At 66.1% G+C, this 16,984-nt stretch carries 12 protein-coding genes; 8 read left to right on the forward strand and 4 right to left on the reverse strand.

The genetic code is table 11. The annotated features are described in order from the left end of the window. Positions 1 to 199 precede the first annotated feature (199 nt). From G4G71_RS17780 to G4G71_RS17795, 4 genes are all read left to right on the forward strand, one after another. Positions 200 to 703, forward strand: coding sequence for a sigma-70 family RNA polymerase sigma factor (locus G4G71_RS17780; RefSeq protein ID WP_169939350.1), 504 nt, complete (start codon positions 200 to 202; stop codon positions 701 to 703). Then, the gene (locus G4G71_RS17785; protein ID WP_169939351.1) at positions 703 to 1,638 is read left to right on the forward strand and encodes a FecR domain-containing protein; all 936 of its coding nucleotides are present in this window, start codon (positions 703 to 705) and stop codon (positions 1,636 to 1,638) included. Before G4G71_RS17780 ends, G4G71_RS17785 begins: the two co-directional genes overlap by 1 nt. A gap of 375 nt (positions 1,639 to 2,013) precedes the next feature. After that, the gene (locus tag G4G71_RS17790; RefSeq protein WP_169939352.1) at positions 2,014 to 4,425 is read left to right on the forward strand and encodes a TonB-dependent receptor; all 2,412 of its coding nucleotides are present in this window, start codon (positions 2,014 to 2,016) and stop codon (positions 4,423 to 4,425) included. 219 nt (positions 4,426 to 4,644) lie between these two features. Next, on the forward strand, positions 4,645 to 5,304 hold the full coding sequence (locus G4G71_RS17795; RefSeq protein ID WP_169939353.1) for a DsbA family oxidoreductase: 660 nt from the start codon (positions 4,645 to 4,647) through the stop codon (positions 5,302 to 5,304). A gap of 498 nt (positions 5,305 to 5,802) precedes the next feature. On the opposite strand, the gene G4G71_RS17800 is transcribed toward G4G71_RS17795, so the two are convergent. Next, a complete protein-coding gene (locus tag G4G71_RS17800; protein WP_024762270.1) occupies positions 5,803 to 6,138 on the reverse strand; it encodes a ribonuclease E inhibitor RraB in 336 nt (111 codons plus the stop codon). 206 nt (positions 6,139 to 6,344) lie between these two features. Between G4G71_RS17800 and ptrC the strand changes: the two genes are divergently transcribed. Beyond that, positions 6,345 to 6,542 carry a type III secretion system co-regulatory protein PtrC gene (ptrC, locus tag G4G71_RS17805; protein WP_169939354.1) on the forward strand — a complete coding sequence of 66 codons (198 nt, stop codon included), beginning with the start codon at positions 6,345 to 6,347 and terminating at the stop codon, positions 6,540 to 6,542. A gap of 71 nt (positions 6,543 to 6,613) precedes the next feature. On the opposite strand, the gene G4G71_RS17810 is transcribed toward ptrC, so the two are convergent. The 3 genes from G4G71_RS17810 to G4G71_RS17820 form a co-directional block, all read right to left on the reverse strand. Further along, positions 6,614 to 8,857: a xanthine dehydrogenase family protein molybdopterin-binding subunit gene (locus G4G71_RS17810; protein WP_169939355.1), complete on the reverse strand. Its 2,244-nt coding sequence runs from the start codon at positions 8,855 to 8,857 to the stop codon at positions 6,614 to 6,616. An 11-nt stretch (positions 8,858 to 8,868) separates the two neighbouring features. Continuing rightward, the gene (locus G4G71_RS17815) at positions 8,869 to 9,327 is read right to left on the reverse strand and encodes a (2Fe-2S)-binding protein (RefSeq protein WP_169939356.1); all 459 of its coding nucleotides are present in this window, start codon (positions 9,325 to 9,327) and stop codon (positions 8,869 to 8,871) included. A gap of 407 nt (positions 9,328 to 9,734) precedes the next feature. Next, positions 9,735 to 10,754: a zinc-dependent alcohol dehydrogenase family protein gene (locus G4G71_RS17820; RefSeq protein ID WP_054910140.1), complete on the reverse strand. Its 1,020-nt coding sequence runs from the start codon at positions 10,752 to 10,754 to the stop codon at positions 9,735 to 9,737. A gap of 313 nt (positions 10,755 to 11,067) precedes the next feature. On the opposite strand from G4G71_RS17820, the gene G4G71_RS17825 reads away from it, so the two are divergent. From G4G71_RS17825 to G4G71_RS17835, 3 genes are all read left to right on the forward strand, one after another. Continuing rightward, a complete protein-coding gene (locus tag G4G71_RS17825) occupies positions 11,068 to 11,982 on the forward strand; it encodes a LysR family transcriptional regulator (protein ID WP_240964800.1) in 915 nt (304 codons plus the stop codon). A 451-nt stretch (positions 11,983 to 12,433) separates the two neighbouring features. Beyond that, positions 12,434 to 13,669 carry a multidrug efflux RND transporter periplasmic adaptor subunit MexE gene (gene mexE / locus G4G71_RS17830; RefSeq protein WP_169939357.1) on the forward strand — a complete coding sequence of 412 codons (1,236 nt, stop codon included), beginning with the start codon at positions 12,434 to 12,436 and terminating at the stop codon, positions 13,667 to 13,669. Between the two features lie 109 nt (positions 13,670 to 13,778). Further along, positions 13,779 to 16,979, forward strand: coding sequence for an efflux RND transporter permease subunit (locus G4G71_RS17835; protein WP_169939358.1), 3,201 nt, complete (start codon positions 13,779 to 13,781; stop codon positions 16,977 to 16,979). The last annotated feature ends 5 nt before the right edge of the window (positions 16,980 to 16,984 follow it).

The raw sequence follows: 16,984 nt of genomic DNA on the forward strand, positions 1-16,984 counted from the left end.
GCGGGACGGCGGGAGGAAGTGCGGCATCAGAAATTTCTGAGCGCAACAGGCTCAAGGTAGCGCGTCTTCGTGGCAATTCCAGTATGGCGGGGGCGCTGGTGTCGCAGTCCGACCGGCTGCGTCGCTCCGGCATTGCGCTGCACGGCGGGAAAACCCTAAAATGATAGGCATTCTCAAATGAAAATCTGACGCACGCACCGTGGCTCTCGTCGAAACCCCCTCCCCACAGCACCTGCACACTCTCTATAACGAGCACAACGGCTGGCTCCAGCAGTGGCTGCGCGGAAAGCTGGGCAACGCCTGGGATGCCGCCGATCTTGCCCATGACACCTTCCTGCGCCTGCTGCGGCGGCCGCTGGAAGACTTCGGCGAACGCCCGCGCGCGCTCCTCACCCACATTGCCAAGGGCCTGCTGGTGGACCGCTGGCGGCGCCAGGATATCGAACGCGCCTACCTGGAAAGCGTCGCGGCGCTGCCCGAAGAGCTGGTGCCCGGCCCGGAAACCCGCGAGCTGATCATCGAGGCGCTGGAGCGCATCGACGCCGCCCTGAGCGAATTGCCGGCGCTGACTCGCGAGGCCTTCCTGTTGTCGCAGCTGGATGGCCTGACCTACCCGGCGATCGCCGAGCGCCTGGGCATTTCCCTGGCCAGCGTGAAGCGCTACATGCGCGCCGGTTTCGTCGCCTGCCTGAGCGTCGCCTGATGCGCGAACAACCGCTGGACCCCGGCATCCTCGGCGAAGCCGCCGACTGGCTGGTGCGCCTGAACGAACACCCGGCCAGCAGCGCCGACCTGCAAGCCATCGAACAATGGCGCGCACGCAGCGCCCAGCATGCCGAAGCCTGGCGCCGCGCCGAAGCCCTGCTCGGCCTGCGCCAGCTGCCGCCGGGGCTCGGCCGGCAAAGCCTGCAACGCACGGGCCTGAGTCGCCGGCAGATGCTCAACCGCCTGGGCGTGCTGATGGCTGTTGCGCCTGCCACCTGGCTGGTAGCCCGGCAGATGCCCTGGGCGGAGTGGAATGCCGACCTGCGCACCGCCGTGGGCGAGCGCAAGCACCTGCGTCTGCCGGACGGCAGCCAGATCACCCTGAACACCAGCAGCGCGGTGAATGTCGCTTTCAACGCCCGCGAACGCCGCCTCAGCCTGGTGGAAGGCGAAATCCTCGTCGACGCCCTCCCCGATCCGCGTCCCTTCCTCGTCGACAGCCGCCACGGCCTGCTGCGTACTCCGGCCGCACGCTTCAGCCTGCGCGACCTGGGCGACGCCTGCCGGGTCGCGGTGCTGGACAAGGAAGTCAGCGTCGAATTGCCGGGAGCCGCGAGCCAGGTGGTCAGCGCCGGCCAGCAGCTGGTGTTCGGGGCGCAGGGCTTCCAGACCCTGCAGACGGCGGACGCCAACGCCAGCGCCTGGGAAAACGGCATGCTGCTGGCCCAGGGGATGCGCCTGGACGATTTGCTGGGCGAATTGGGCCGCTACCGCAGCGGCTTCCTGCGCTGCGACCCGCGCCTGGCCAACCTGCGCGTGACCGGGGCGATTCCCGTGGGCGATAGCGACGCCGGACTGGCGCTGCTGGCGGACATGCTGCCGGTCAAGTTGCGGCGGATGACGCGGTATTGGGTGATGGTGGAGCCGGCGTGAGCCGGGAGCAAAGGGTGCTTCCTGATATTCCTGCGCTCGCGGTTCCCCCTCACCCCAGCCCTCTCCCTCAGGGAGAGGGGGCCGTGTGGTGCAGGACGAAACCCTCGGCGTCAGCCGGCACGATCTGCTCCCTCTCCCCCTGGGAGAGGGTTGGGGTGAGGGCATGCCACCACTCCGAACTATCCATTGCCCTGTAGGAGCGAGCTTGCTCGCGAACAGATTCTCCGGCCGCGCTGACGCTGGGCGGTTCGCGAGCAAGCTCGCTCCTACAACAAAAGCCCAACACTCTGAAATTTTTTCGCCCACCCCTGACACCTTTTCCGATCTCGCCCGGTGAAGAGGAAGACAACCTCTATTCGCCGACAGGAACACTCCATGCTCCTCCGCTCCCGCCTCCGCCCCCATTCCCTCGCCCTGGCCGTCAGCCTGGCCCTGACTGGCGGCGTCGTGCTGCCCACCCTGGCGGCCGAAGCCAGCAGCCAGCAGCGCCAGTACGACATCGCCCCCGGACCGCTGGGCGAGGTGCTGGCCCGCTTCGCCGCACAGGCCGGCGTGCCGCTGGCCTTCGAGGCGCAGGTGCTGAATCGCCAGCAAAGTGCTGGATTGAAAGGCAACTACGCGCCGGAGCAGGGACTTGAGCACCTGCTCGAAGGCAGCGGCTACCGCCTGGTGCGCAAGAGCAGCGGCTACGGCGTGGAAGCGGCGCCGGATGACAGTGGTGCCCTGGAGATGGACGCCACCACCGTCAGCGGCGCCGTACAGCAGCGCGGCGAGCTGCCGCCCGCCTATGCCGGCGGCCAGGTCGCCCGTGGCGCGCGGCTGGGCATGCTGGGTGACCAGGACATGCAGGACGTGCCCTTCAGCTTCGCCAGCTACACCGCCAGGACCATCCAGGACCAGCAGGCGCAGACCGTCGGTGACGTGCTGCTCAACGATGCCTCGGTGCGCCAGGGCAATGGCTACGGCAACTTCTCGCAGATCTTCGTCATCCGCGGCCTGCCGCTGAGCACCGACGACGTCTCGCTCAACGGCCTGTACGGCGTCACCCCGCGGCAGATCATCGGCACCGAATCGCTGGAGCGCGTCGAGCTGTTCAAGGGCCCGAACGCCTTCATCAACGGCGTGACACCCAGCGGCAGCGGCATCGGTGGTGCGGTCAACCTGCAGACCAAGCGCGCCGAAGACGTACCGACCCGCAGCGTGACCCTGGGCTATGGCAGCGACAACCAGATCGGCGAGCACCTCGACCTCGGCCAGCGCTTCGGCGAGGACAACCGCTTCGGCGCGCGGGTCAACCTGGCCCAGCGCGAGGGCGAGACCGGCGTCGACGACGAGAACCAGCGCTACAAGCTGGCCACCGTCAACCTCGACTACCGCGGCGAGCGCCTGCGCCTGATGACCGACTTCGGCTACCAGAAGCAGCGCATCAACCAGGGCCGCCCGGTGGTCTACGTCGGCACCGGCGTCACCAGCATTCCCCACGCTCCGGACGCCGACCACAACTACGGCCAGTCCTGGAGCTATTCCCAGCTGGAAGACACCTTCGGCATGTTCCGCGCCGAGTACGACCTCAACGACAGCTGGACCGCCTACCTCTCCGGCGGCGCCAAGCACACCCGCGAGAACGGCGCCTACTCGGCCCTGACGCTCAGCGACAACAGCGGCGCCGCAGGCGGCGGCATGATGGATGCCACCCACGACGAGGACAACAAGAGCGCCATGGCCGGCCTCAACGGCCATTTCGCCACCGGTCCGGTCAGCCATCAGATGAACCTCAGCGTCGCCGGCATCTGGGCCGAGCAGCGCAGCGCCTACACCATGACCACCAAGCGCTACCCCACCGACATCTATAACCCGGTGCAGACGCCCAAGCCCGCGCCAACCCTCACCGGCGGCGACTACAGCGACCCCGGCATCGTCGGCAAGACACTGAACAAGAGCCTGGCTGCCGCCGATACCCTGGGCTTCCTCGACGACCGCGTGCTGCTGACCGTCGGCGTGCGCCGCCAGAGCATCGGCACCGACGGCTGGAACTACGTCGGCAAGCGCACCGCCACCTACGACGAATCCATCACCACGCCGGTCTACGGCCTGGTGGTGAAGCCCACCGAGTACCTGTCGCTCTACGCCAACCGCATCGAAGGCCTGGCCGCCGGCCCGACCGCGCCCAGCAGCGCGGCGAACTTCGGCGAAGTCTTCGCGCCGAACCGCTCCAAGCAGGTGGAAGTGGGCGCCAAGCTGGACTTCGGCAGCTACGGCGGCAACCTGGCCTTCTACCGCATCGAGCAGCCCTTCAGCACCACCGACCCGGACTCGAAAATCTTCAGCGTCGACGGCGAGCAGGAGAACCGCGGCATCGAGCTGAACCTGTTCGGCGAGCCGGTGGACGGCCTGCGCCTGCTGGCCGGCGGCACCTGGATCGACACCGAGCTGAAGAACACCGCTGGCGGCAAGACCGACGGCAACCGCGCCGTGGGCGTGCCGACCTTCCAGTACAACCTGGGCGCCGACTGGGATGTTCCGGGCATCCAGGGCGCCGCCATCAACGGCCGCGTGCTGCGTACCGGCGGCCAGTACCTGGACGCGGCCAACGACCTGAGCATCCCGGCCTGGACCCGCTTCGACCTCGGCGCCCGCTACGCCTTCAAGGTGGACGAGCGCGACGTGACCCTGCGCGCCAACCTGGAGAACGTCGCCAACAAGTCGTACTGGGCCTCCACCATCGGCGGCTACCTGACCCAGGGCGACCCGCGCACCCTGAAGCTGTCGATGACCCTGGACTTCTGATTTCCCCTTCGCGACAGGGACGTCGCCCCTCTTGCACCGATGGCGCCGGCCTTCCTGCCGGCTCGCCGTCGGACGGCAAAACGCCGATCAGCCTTTGAGAATCAGCGGGTTGCACGGATTCTGGGGTTGCCGCGGAGCCGTCTGTCCGCCTCGTTACTGGATTGAAACACCCATTCGGGTCCATGCTTGATGCTCGCCCATTTGCCGGAGATCGCCCCCATGAGCGATGCCATTACCGTTGATTTCGTCTCCGACGTGGTCTGCCCCTGGTGTGCCATCGGCCTCAACGGCCTGCTCGAAGCCATGCGCCGGGTGGACGGCGAGCTGACCGTCGACCTGCGCATCAAACCCTTCGAGCTCAACGCCGATATGCCCGCCGAAGGGGAAGACCTGGTTGAGCACCTGCAGCGCAAGTACGGCAGCAGCGCCGAGGACATTGCCCGTAACCAGGAACACCTGCGCTCCATGGGCGAGGAAGTCGGTGTGCACTTCGACCTGAAGAAGCGCGACCGCATCTACAACACCTTCGATGCCCATCGCCTGCTGCACTGGGCGGCGGAATCGCACCGTGACGTGGCGTTGAAACAGGCGCTGCTGCATGCCTATTTCGGCGAGGGCCGCGACCCGAGCGACCCGGAAGTGCTGCTGGAAGTGGCCGTCAGTGTCGGCCTGGACGCCGTGCGCGCGCGGGAAATCCTCGACAGCGACGCCTACGCCGACGAGGTGGTGGCGGAGGAAGACTTCTACACCAGCCACGGCATCCGCGCGGTGCCGGCGGTGATACTCAACGGCCGCCAGTTGATCTCCGGGGCGCAGAGCACCGACTACTACGAGCAGGCGCTGCGCCAGGTGGCGCGGAACGCACCGTTGCCGGAGTGACCCGGCCTTTCGTAGGACCGAGGGGGACGCCTAGTCCTTGCTCGCGAACCCGCCTGACGATGGCGCCGCCGGGAAAACCGCTTCGCGAGCAAGCTCGCTCCTACAAACAGACGTAGGGCGCATAACCTGGAACAGGTTATCCGCCGACCCATTCGCGGCGGATAACGCTGGCGCGGTATGCGCCCTACGGAACTACGAGCAGGCGCTGCGCCAGGTGGCGCGCAATGCGCCGTTGCCGGAGTGACCCGGCCTTTCGTAGGACCGAGGGGGACGCCTAGTCCTTGCTCGCAAACCCGCCTGACGCTGACGCCGCCGGGAAAACCGCTTCGCGAGCAAGCTCGCTCCTACAAACAGACGTAGGGCGCATAACCTGGAACAGGTTATCCGCCGGCCCTTTCGCGGCGGATAACGCTGGCGCGTTATGCGCCCTACGGAACTGCGCTACGCCCAAAGAAAAACGGCGCCCGAAGGCGCCGTTTTTCATGAGGCATCAGCCGATCAGAGCGCCGACCAGCCGTCCATCTGACCACCCAGGTCGGCGGAGTGCTCGGACAGCAGCGCCGCGTAGCCGCTGATGTGCTCGTGGGAGAGCTCCATCACCGGGTAGGCGAGGACCTGCCAGGGCAGCTTGTCGTTGCCGTCGTACTCGGAGTACGCCACCTTCTGCCCGTTCTGCAGCAGCATGATGGCGAAGTCCAGGGCGGACTGCTCGTCCGGGAAGATCACCGCGAACTCCACCTCATGCTCGAGGGAGAGGTCTTCGCCGTCTTCCTGCAGGGCCCACAGGGCATCGCCGATTTCGTCTTCCGGGAAAAGCTGCTTGTCGCGGCTCATGTCACTGCTCCAATTCGATTTACAAAATGCCCGTTCTGGGCACGCCCGCGCAGGATACCTGTCCTGCATGACAGATGCCGGAAAATCTCGCCGGCACCATCGCCTTTGGTGATGTTCACCATCACGGTGTTTCACTTCCGCCCTTGCCCGCCCGGCGCGACGATGCCTCCATCGGGCCTGCGCCCTCCCACACCGAGCCTGCGACCATGCACAGCACCGAGGCGGCATACCGCATCACCTACATCACTCTGGACGAAGTGCAGTTGCACTTCGAGACCCAGATCGCCGTGCCCGACGAGGAAGGCGGCCTGGCCCTGCACAACGCCGCCACCCTGCCCGAAGAACGCCGAGTGCTGCGCGAGCTGATCTGCGAAGGGCACGAAGAGCAGGCCCTGGTCGCCTGATCTCGGGAAAGTTTAGACCCTGCCAAGCAAATGCCCCGCTCGTGCGGGGCATTTGTGTTACCAGCCGGGCATCACGCCTGCAGCTGATTGCCGATCGGCAGGTTGCGGATGCGCTTGCCGGTCGCCGCAAACAGCGCGTTGGCCAGTGCCGGCGCCAGCGGCGGAACCCCCGGTTCGCCAACACCGGTTGGCGGCTCGGCCGATGGCACGATGTGCACCTCCACCACCGGCATCTCGTTGATCCGCAATACCTGGAAGTCGTGGAAGTTGGACTGGTCGACCTTGCCGTCGGTCAGGGTGATCGCGCTGTGCATCGCCGCCGACAGCGCGAAGCCGATGCCGCCTTCCATCTGCGCCTTGATCACGTCCGGGTTGATCGCCAGGCCGCAATCCACCGCGCAGACCACGCGGTCCACCTTGAAGCTCTTGTCCGCCTTGTAGGTCACCTCCACTACCTGGGCGACAAAGCTGCCGAACGACTCGTGCACGGCAATACCCCGGCCGCGCTGCTCGCCTTCCTTGCCCTTCTCCAGCGGCGCCAGCCAGTTGGCGCGCTGCGCCACCAGCTCCAGCGCACCGCGATGACGCGGGTGTTCCGCCAGCAATTTGCGGCGGAACTCGTACGGGTCCTGCTTGGCAGCGATGGCCGCTTCGTCGATCAGCGTCTCGGTGGAGAATGCCGTGTGGGTATGGCCCACCGAGCGCCACCACTGGGTCGGTACCGTGACGTTTTCCGCCAGCGCCTGCTCGACGCGCAGGTTCGGCACGGCGTAAGGCAGGTCGGCGGCGCCTTCCACGGCAATCTTGTCGACGCCATCCTTGACCATGAACTTCTCGAACGGCGTGCCGACGATGAAGGATTGCCCCACCAGCCGCTGCTCCCAGCCCACCAGGTTGCCCTGGGCATCCACCGCCAGTCGCGCGCGGTGCAGGAAGGCCGGACGGTAATAGCCGGCGCGGGTGTCGTCCTCGCGGGTCCAGACCATCTTGATCGGCACCTTCACGCCCTGCTCGCGGGCGGCCTTGGCGATGGCGACCGCCTCCAGCACGTAGTCCGAGTGCGGGTTGGCGCGACGGCCGAAGCTGCCGCCGGCATACAGTTGCGTGATGGTCACCTGCTCGGGCTGCATGCCCAGTAGCTGTGCCACCGACATCTGGTCCCCGGTCTGCCACTGCTCGCCGTTCCAGATCTGGCAGCCGTCCTCCTTGAGGAATACCACGCAGTTGAGCGGCTCCATGGCGGCGTGGGCCAGATAGGGGAACTGGTATTCGGCTTCGATCAGGTGCGCCGGCTTTTCCAGCACCTTGGCGACATCGCCGTCGTTGCGCGCCACCAGGCCCGGCTTGCTGGCCATGTCGCGGTACTGGGCGAAGATTTCCTTGCTGCCCATCTTGAAGGCCTTGCTTTCGTCCCATTCGACCTGCAATGCATCGCGGCCCTGGCGGGCCGCCCAGGTGTTCTTCGCCAGCACGGCAACGCCAGCGAAACGGCGCTCGCTCCCCGGAAACTGCACCACGTCGACCACGCCGGGCACGGCTTTCGCCTTGCTCGCATCGACCTTGGCCGGCAAACCGCCGAAGCGCGGCGGGTGGGCGACCACGGCCACCAGCATGTCCGGCAGGTGTACGTCCTGGGTGAACTGCGCGGTACCGTCGGTCTTGGACGGGCTGTCCTTGCGCGGCAGCTGTACCTGGCCGATCAGCTTGAAGTCCTTCGGGTCCTTGAGCTTCACGTCCGCTGGCACCGGCTGTTTCGCCGCCGCCTCCGCCAGTTCGCCGAAGCCGGCCTTGCGTCCGGAAGCAGCGTGGCTGACGACGCCGCCCTGCACCTCGATCTGCTCCGCAGGCACCCTCCACTGTTCCGCCGCCGCGCCCACCAGCATGGCGCGGGCGCTGGCTCCGGCCTTGCGCATCTGTTCGAAGGAGTTGGCCATGGCGTTGCTGCCGCCAGTGCCCTGCAGGTTGCCGAAGGCCAGGTTGGCGTAGCGCTTGGCGTCCGCCGGCGCGCCTTCGACCTGCACGTGGCTCCAGTCGGCATCCAGCTCCTCCGCCACCAGGGTGGCGAGGCCGGTGTAACTGCCCTGGCCCATTTCCACGTGCTTGGCGATCACGGTGACGGTGCCATCAGGGGCGATTCGCACGAAGGCATTCGGTTCGAAGTCGCTGGCCGCCTGGGCATCGCCCGGCTTGCCCAGCAGCGGTGCGAAGTAGATGCCCAGGGCCAGGCCGCCGGCGCCGCGCAGGAAGCTGCGGCGACTGACGTTGAGGATGCTGCCGGCCTCGGCCGGCAGTTGGTCGATACGGGGTTCGAGCATGGTGTCGGTCCTCAGGCCAGGGTCTGGGCGGCGTCGTGGATGGCCGCGCGGATCCGCGCATAAGTGGCGCAGCGGCAGATGTTGCCGCTCATCGCTGCATCGATGTCGGCGTCGCTGGGCGCCTTGTTCGAAGCCAGCAGCGCGGTGGCCGACATGATCTGCCCGGACTGGCAGTAGCCGCACTGCACCACGTCGAGCTTGCGCCAGGCGTCCTGCACCGCCTTGCCGGCGGGCTGCTCGGCCACCGCCTCGATGGTGGTGATCTTCTTGCCGGCCACCGCCGCCAGCGGGGTGACGCAGGAGCGCGTGGGCTGGCCATCGACATGCACGGTGCAGGCACCGCACAGCGCCATGCCGCAGCCGTATTTGGTGCCGGTCAGCCCGGCGACGTCACGAATGGCCCAGAGCAGCGGCATCTCGCCGGGAGCGTCGAGCTGGTGGTCCTTGCCGTTCAGGTTCACGGTAATCATCAGGGGGTTCACCTCTTCTGCGGGTGATGGAATGGGGCGAAGCACAACCGCTTCGTCACGCAATGGATTCAGCCTAGGCGCAAGCGCCGGCCTGCGCCGCGACGATACGCCAGGAAGGCGCCGAGCGGTTTGCCTGGTTCTCTTGAGGCTTGCCTGATACTGCGCAGGGTGTGACCGGATGTGAGCGGTGCTGGCGGTGAGCGATCGCGGACGGAGTCCGCTCCTACTCTCCCGGAGCGCACCATAACGCTTCCGTAGGAGCGGACTCCGTCCGCGATCGGCTTCAGGCCGCACCGCACTGACATAAGGGTTCGCGAGCAAGCTCGCTCCTACAGGGACAACGGAGAATCACGCGCGCACAAAAAAGCCACTCCGAAGAGTGGCTTTCTCGCCTCACGGATGCCGAATCACTCCGGCATCCTGATCACCACACGGCCGCCGCCCGGGCAGGTTTCCATGTAGGTGTTGGCGTCCAGATACTGGGCGAAATCGAACACCCGGTCGATGCTCGGCTTGAGCAACTGGTCGGCGGTCATCTGGTTGATCGCGGTCAGCGCCCGTTGCACGGCTTCGTCGTTGCGGGTCAAGCCGATCTCCGGTTGCCCGGTGAAGTCCAGCACGCAGTGACGGAAGAACTGCAGGTGCTTCTTGAAGGCCGCACAGGCCGGGAAGGCTGCGTCGTTGCCGCCATTGATGCCGTACAGGATCAGCTTGCCGCGCGGAGCCGCCACATCGCCCAGCAGCTTCATCTGCGGGCCGGCGCACTGGTCGAGGACGATCTCGACGCCTTCACCCTTGGTGAAGCGCTCGACTTCCAGGACCAGGTCCTGTTCCTCGGTATAGATGACCTTGTCCGCCCCCAGGCCCTTGAGGAACTCGCGGGTTTCCTCATGGCTGGTGGTGGCGATCACCTGGGCGCCCAGTGCCTTGGCGAGCTGCACCGCCTGCGGAGCCAGGCAATGGCCGGCCTCGGTGATCAGCACGCGCTGGCCGGGCTTGATCTGGGCAAGCTCCACCAGGGCGAAATAGGAGTACATCAGGCCGGTGTAGTGCACCGCCGCCTCGACCGGGGTCAGGACATCCGGATAGCGGGTCAGCGAAGTGCGCGGCAGGATGACGTGGTCACCCCAGGCCGGATACAGGTTCGGCGAGTTCGCCGGGAAGCTGGCCACCGCCACGCCGGGCTCGAGGTCTTCCACGCCCTCGCCCACGGCTTCGACGATGCCGGAAAGTTCATAGCCGATGCCCGCCGGTAACTTGGCCTGATCAGGGGCGAGGTTCTGCCGCCAGAGCACGTCGCGCCAACTGACGCCCAGTGCCTGGGTACGGATCAGTACTTCACCCGGCCCCGGTTGCGGGGTCGGCATTTCCTCGATCTTCAGGACCGAGGCGTCACCGAACTGGTGGAAACGGATCATGCGGGACATCACATACCTCGCCTTAGTAGTGCTCATAGCCACGGACTCTATCCGGGCTTTCCGGGTGACGCCACCGTTCGCCATTGATAATGGACATAAACGGCGATGATTCGGCACGCGGTGAAATGCTTGTCCGGCGCGGCCCGGAGGCTCTGCGGCGGGTCTGCGCGACTGAGCGTGGACGTCAGCACCTTACAGATTCTGACCACGCATCCGGGACGGGATTCTCTTTAAAAAAGTAGAAATTGATCAAGGACTTATCTGACAGACTTGACTCAGGGCACGGTCGGCCTCACTTTTCCCCCATCGCCAGGGAGTCCCCATGAACCGCAACGACCTTCGCAAGGTTGACCTCAACCTGTTGATCGTTTTCGAGACGCTGATGCATGAACGCAGCGTGACCCGCGCCGCCGAGAAGCTGTTCCTCGGCCAGCCGGCGATCAGTGCGGCCCTGGCGCGCCTGCGCGGCCTGTTCGACGATCCGCTGTTCGTCCGCACCGGGCGCAGCATGGAACCCACCGCGCGGGCCCAGGAAATCTTCGGCCACCTCTCGCCGGCGCTGGACTCCATCTCCACTGCCCTGAGCCGCGCCGCCGACTTCGACCCGGCCACCAGCAAGGCGGTGTTCCGCATCGGCCTGTCCGACGACGTGGAGTTCGGCCTGCTGCCTCCGCTGCTGCGCCGTCTGCGCTCGGAAGCACCGGGCATCACCCTGGTGGTGCGCCGCGCCAACTACCTGCTGATGCCGCAGCTGCTGTCGTCCGGGGAAATCTCCGTCGGCGTGAGCTACACCGACGAGCTGCCGGCCAATGCCAAGCGCAAGACCCTGCGCCGCAGCACCTGGAAGATCCTGCGGGCCGATTCGATTCCCGGTGCGCTATCCCTCGATGATTACTGCGCGCGCCCGCACGCGCTGGTGTCCTATGCGGGCGACCTGGACGGTTTCGTCGACCAGACGCTGGCCGAGATGGAGCGCAAGCGCCAGGTAGTGCTGGCCGTGCCGCAGTTCGTCGGCCTCGCCCAGTTGCTGGCCGGCACCGATATCATCGCCACCGTGCCAGAGTACGTGGCCCTCGCGCTGACCGCCGCCGGCGGCCTGCGCGCCGAAGACCCGCCCTTCCCCACCCGTCTGGCCGAGCTGTCGATGGTCTGGCGCGGCGCCCAGGACCAGGACCCGGCCGAGCGCTGGTTGCGTTCGCGGATCACCATGTTCGTGGGTGACCCCGACAGCCTGTGACGGTCGACGCCGGATTCAACCTGTAGGAGCGCGCCATGTGCGCAATCGCGGGTATGGCCCGCTCCTACGTAGTTTGGGACTCCTCAGCGAGGGCTTGCCCTCTCCCTAACCCTCTCCCTGAAGGGAGAGGGGACCGTTCGGAGTAGGATGAAACCGTGGCATCAGCCGGCACGGACGGCTCCCTCTCCCTTCAGGGAGAGGGCTGGGGAGAGGGAGGAGCCCCCGAGCACGGACTCGCAGAAGAAGCCAGTTGCTCCTACAGGGGAACTCCGCGCGTCCGGGCAATCTCCGTGCCCACTCCTTCTATCTATTCCTGCGCATAGTGCAAAAGCATTTATCACTGCGCGTGATAATCAAAATCTGCTCGTTCGATTAGTTCCCAACCCCCCGCGCACGCAGACTCCGCTCCATTAGAAATCCATAAACCAATTAGAACGCCGGAGTCTTTTCCATGGAGCGAAATCTGAACACCTTGCGTATTCCGTTGGCGTTGGCCGCCGTGCTGGTTCTCAGCGCCTGCGGCAAGGGCCAGGAGGCGGCACAGAACATGGCCGCCCCCAAGGTCAGCGTGGCGGACGTCATCGAACAGCCGATCAATGAATGGGACGAATTCACTGGCCGCCTGGAGGCTCCGGAATCCGTCGAACTGCGTCCGCGCGTGTCCGGCTACATCGACCGCGTCGCCTTCCGTGAAGGCGCCCTGGTGAAGAAAGGCGACCTGCTGTTCCAGATCGACCCGCGGCCGTTCCAGGCCGAGGTCCATCGCCTGGAAGCCCAGCTGCAACAGGCCCGCGCCAACCAGACCCGTACCGTCAACGAAGATGCCCGTGGCGTGCGCCTGCGCGCCACCAACGCCATCTCCGCTGAATTGGCCGACGCCCGCACCGCCGCCGCCACCGAGGCGAAAGCCGTGGTCGCCGCGACCCAGGCGGAACTCGACAACGCCCGCCTGAACCTGTCGTTCACCCAGATCACCGCGCCCATCGACGGCCGCGTCTCACGCGCCGAAGTGACCGCCGGCAACCTGGTGAACAGTGGCCAGAGCGTGCTCACCACCCTGGTCTCCACCGACAAGGTCTACGCCTACTTCGACGCCGACGAGCGCGTCTACCTGAAGTACGTCGACCTCGCCCGCAAGGGCGGCCCGGACGCCCGCGGCACCAGCCCGGTGTACCTGGGCCTGACCGGCGAGGACGGTTTCCCCCACCAGGGCCGCCTGGACTTCCTCGACAACCAGGTCAACCCGAAGACCGGCACCATCCGCGGTCGCGCAGTGTTCGACAACGACGCCAACCAGTTCACCCCCGGCCTGTATGCCCGCATCAAGCTGGTCGGCAGCGGCACCTACCCCGCCGCGCTGATCAAGGACGAAGCGGTCGGCACCGACCTGGGCAAGAAGTTCGTGCTGGTGGTGGACAAGGACAGCAAGGCGCAGTACCGCGGCATCGAATTGGGCCCGAAACTGGAAGGCCTGCGCATCGTCCGCACCGGCCTGGTGAAGGGTGACCGTATCGTGGTCAACGGCCTGCAACGGGTTCGCCCCGGTGCCCAGGTCGACGCCCAGGGTGTCGAGATGGCCAGCAAGGAAACCCTCGCCAACCTCGAAAACCAGCGTCGTGCGCTGGAGAGCTTCGAAGCGCCGAAGGTGGCCGAGAAATCTGCCAAGCCGGGCGCGCCGCGCGGCTGACATTCCCCCTGTCTTAAACGATTGATGTACCAGGCCCTGTCCCACCAGGGCCTTGGGTGACCTTTGTCCCGGGTTTGGCGAACCGCAGCGTTCGCGACAGGAACCAGCCATGAACTTTTCGCAATTCTTCATCCAGCGGCCGATCTTCGCCGCCGTGCTTTCGCTGATCATCCTGATCGGCGGGGCCATCTCGCTGTTCCAGCTACCGATCAGCGAATACCCCGAAGTGGTGCCGCCCACCGTGGTGGTGCGCGCCAACTTCCCCGGCGCCAACCCCAAGGTGATCGGCGAGACCGTCGCCGCGCCGCTGGAACAGGCCATCACCGGCGTCGAGAACATGCTCTACATGTCCTCGCAGTCCACCGCCGACGGCAAGATGACCCTGACCATCACCTTCGCCCTGGGTACCGACCTGGACAACGCGCAGGTGCAGGTGCAGAACCGCGTGACCCGTACGCAGCCCAAGCTGCCCGAGGAAGTCACACGGATCGGCATCACCGTCGACAAGGCTTCGCCCGACCTGACCATGGTCGTGCACCTGACCTCGCCGGATAACCGCTACGACATGCTCTATCTGTCCAACTACGCCATCCTCAACATCAAGGACGAGCTGGCGCGCCTGGACGGCGTGGGCGACGTGCAGCTGTTCGGCATGGGCGACTACTCGTTACGCGTGTGGCTCGACCCGAACAAGGTCGCCTCGCGCAACCTGACCGCCACCGACGTGGTCACCGCGATCCGCGAGCAGAACCGTCAGGTCGCCGCTGGCTCGCTGGGCGCCCCGCCCTCGCCGAGCGACACCAGCTTCCAGCTGTCGATCAACACCCAGGGCCGTCTGGTCACCGAGGAAGAGTTCGAGAACATCATCATCCGCAGCGGCCCGGACGGCGAGATCACCCGCCTGAAGGACATCGCCCGCGTCGAACTCGGCTCCAGCCAGTACGCCCTGCGTTCGCTGCTGGACAACCAGCCGGCGGTCGCTATCCCGATCTTCCAGCGCCCCGGTTCCAACGCCATCGCCATCTCCAACCTGGTGCGCGAGAAGATGGCCGAGCTGAAGAAGGAATTCCCGCAGGGCGTGGATTACTCCATCGTCTATGACCCGACCATCTTCGTCCGCGGCTCCATCGAAGCGGTGGTGCACACCCTGTTCGAAGCGCTGATCCTGGTGGTGCTGGTGGTCGTGCTGTTCCTGCAGACCTGGCGCGCCTCGATCATCCCGCTGGCCGCCGTGCCAGTGTCGCTGATCGGCACCTTCGCGGTGATGCACGCCTTCGGCTTCTCGCTCAACGCGCTATCCCTGTTCGGTTTGGTACTAGCCATCGGCATCGTGGTGGACGACGCCATCGTGGTGGTGGAGAACGTCGAGCGGAACATCGGGCTGGGGCTCACTCCCGTCGAGGCGACCAAGCGCGCCATGAAGGAAGTGACCGGGCCGATCATCGCCACCGCGCTGGTGCTGTGCGCCGTGTTCATCCCCACCGCGTTCATCTCCGGCCTCACCGGGCAGTTCTACCGGCAGTTCGCGCTGACCATCGCGATTTCCACGGTGATCTCCGCGTTCAACTCGCTGACCCTGTCGCCGGCGCTGTCCGCCGTGCTGCTCAAGGGGCACCACGAGCCGAAGGACCGCTTCTCGGTGATCCTCGACAAGCTGCTGGGCAGTTGGCTGTTCCGTCCGTTCAACCGCTTCTTCGACCGCGCCAGCCATGGCTACGTCGGCACCGTCACCCGTGTGCTGCGCGGCAGCTCCATCGCGCTGCTGCTGTATGCGGGGCTGATCGGCCTGACCTACCTGGGCTTCTCCAGCACTCCGACCGGCTTCGTGCCGCAACAGGACAAGCAGTACCTGGTGGCCTTCGCGCAACTGCCCGACGCCGCCACGCTGGACCGCACCGAAGCGGTGATCAAGCGGATGTCGGAAATCGCCGGCAAGCACCCGGGCATCGAGCACACCGTGTCGTTCCCCGGCCTGTCGATCAACGGCTTCACCAACAGCCCCAACAGCGGCATCGTCTTCACCCCGCTGAAGGATTTCAGCGAGCGCAAGGGCCCGGGCATGTCGGCCAATGAGATCGCCGCCGAGCTGAACAAGCAGTTCGCGGATATCCAGGACGCCTACATCGCGATCTTCCCGCCGCCGCCGGTACAGGGGCTGGGCACCATCGGCGGCTTCCGCCTGCAGATCGAGGACCGTGGCAACGCCGGTTACGAGGAGCTCTACGCTCAGACCCAGAACATCCTCAACAAGGCCCGCGCGCTGCCGGAGCTGAACCCCATGTCGGTGTTCACCAGTTACCAGGTGAACGTGCCGCAGGTGGACGCTGCCATCGACCGCGAGAAGGCCAAGACCCACGGCGTGGCGATCAGCGACATCTTCGACACCCTGCAGGTCTACCTGGGCTCGCTGTACGCGAACGACTTCAACCGCTTCGGCCGTACCTACCAGGTGAACGTCCAGGGCGAGCAGCAGTTCCGTCTCGAACCCGAGCAGATCGGCCAGCTGAAGGTACGCAACAACCAGGGTGAAATGGTCCCGCTGGCCACCTTCATCAAGATCAGCGACACCTCCGGCCCCGACCGCGTGATGCACTACAACGGCTTCATCACCGCCGAGATCAACGGCGCCGCCGCACCGGGCTACAGCTCCGGCCAGGCCGAGGCCGCCATCGAGCGCCTGCTCAAGCAGGAGCTGCCCAATGGCATGACCTACGAATGGACCGAGCTGACCTACCAGCAGATCCTCGCCGGCAACTCCGCGATCTACGTGTTCCCGCTCTGCGTGCTGCTCGCCTTCCTGGTGCTGGCCGCGCTGTACGAGAGCTGGGGCCTGCCGCTGGCGGTGATCCTGATCGTGCCGATGACCCTGCTGTCGGCCATCGCGGGCGTGATCCTGTCCGGTGGCGACAACAACATCTTCACCCAGATCGGCCTGATCGTACTGGTGGGCCTGGCGTGCAAGAACGCGATCCTGATCGTCGAGTTCGCCAAGGACAAACAGGACGAAGGCATGGACCGCCTGAGCGCGGTACTGGAAGCCTGCCGCCTGCGTCTGCGGCCGATCCTGATGACCTCCATCGCCTTCATCATGGGCGTGGTGCCCCTGGTGCTGTCGTCCGGCGCCGGCGCCGAAATGCGCCATGCCATGGGTGTCGCGGTGTTCTCCGGGATGCTCGGCGTGACCTTCTTCGGCCTGCTGCTGACCCCGGTCTTCTATGTGCTGATCCGCCGCTTCATGGAAGCCCGTGAAGCGAAGAAGCAGGTGCAGCAAGCACGCATCGCCCAGAACCACGAGGCCCATCAGGCATGAGCGTC

It is taken from the genome of Pseudomonas multiresinivorans (assembly GCF_012971725.1).
Taxonomy (GTDB): Bacteria; Pseudomonadota; Gammaproteobacteria; order Pseudomonadales; family Pseudomonadaceae; genus Pseudomonas; species Pseudomonas multiresinivorans.

Excerpts from the sequence above, each read along its gene's own strand:
- G4G71_RS17785 (WP_169939351.1), top strand. The coding sequence starts at position 703 with ATGCGCGAACAACCGCTGGACCCCGGCATCCTCGGCGAAGCCGCCGAC.
- G4G71_RS17790 (WP_169939352.1), top strand. The coding sequence starts at position 2,014 with ATGCTCCTCCGCTCCCGCCTCCGCCCCCATTCCCTCGCCCTGGCCGTC.
- G4G71_RS17795 (WP_169939353.1), top strand. The coding sequence starts at position 4,645 with ATGAGCGATGCCATTACCGTTGATTTCGTCTCCGACGTGGTCTGCCCC.
- G4G71_RS17800 (WP_024762270.1), bottom strand. The coding sequence starts at position 6,138 with ATGAGCCGCGACAAGCAGCTTTTCCCGGAAGACGAAATCGGCGATGCC.
- ptrC (WP_169939354.1), top strand. The coding sequence starts at position 6,345 with ATGCACAGCACCGAGGCGGCATACCGCATCACCTACATCACTCTGGAC.
- G4G71_RS17810 (WP_169939355.1), bottom strand. The coding sequence starts at position 8,857 with ATGCTCGAACCCCGTATCGACCAACTGCCGGCCGAGGCCGGCAGCATC.
- G4G71_RS17815 (WP_169939356.1), bottom strand. The coding sequence starts at position 9,327 with ATGATTACCGTGAACCTGAACGGCAAGGACCACCAGCTCGACGCTCCC.
- G4G71_RS17820 (WP_054910140.1), bottom strand. The coding sequence starts at position 10,754 with ATGTCCCGCATGATCCGTTTCCACCAGTTCGGTGACGCCTCGGTCCTG.
- G4G71_RS17825 (WP_240964800.1), top strand. The coding sequence starts at position 11,068 with ATGAACCGCAACGACCTTCGCAAGGTTGACCTCAACCTGTTGATCGTT.
- mexE (WP_169939357.1), top strand. The coding sequence starts at position 12,434 with ATGGAGCGAAATCTGAACACCTTGCGTATTCCGTTGGCGTTGGCCGCC.
- G4G71_RS17835 (WP_169939358.1), top strand. The coding sequence starts at position 13,779 with ATGAACTTTTCGCAATTCTTCATCCAGCGGCCGATCTTCGCCGCCGTG.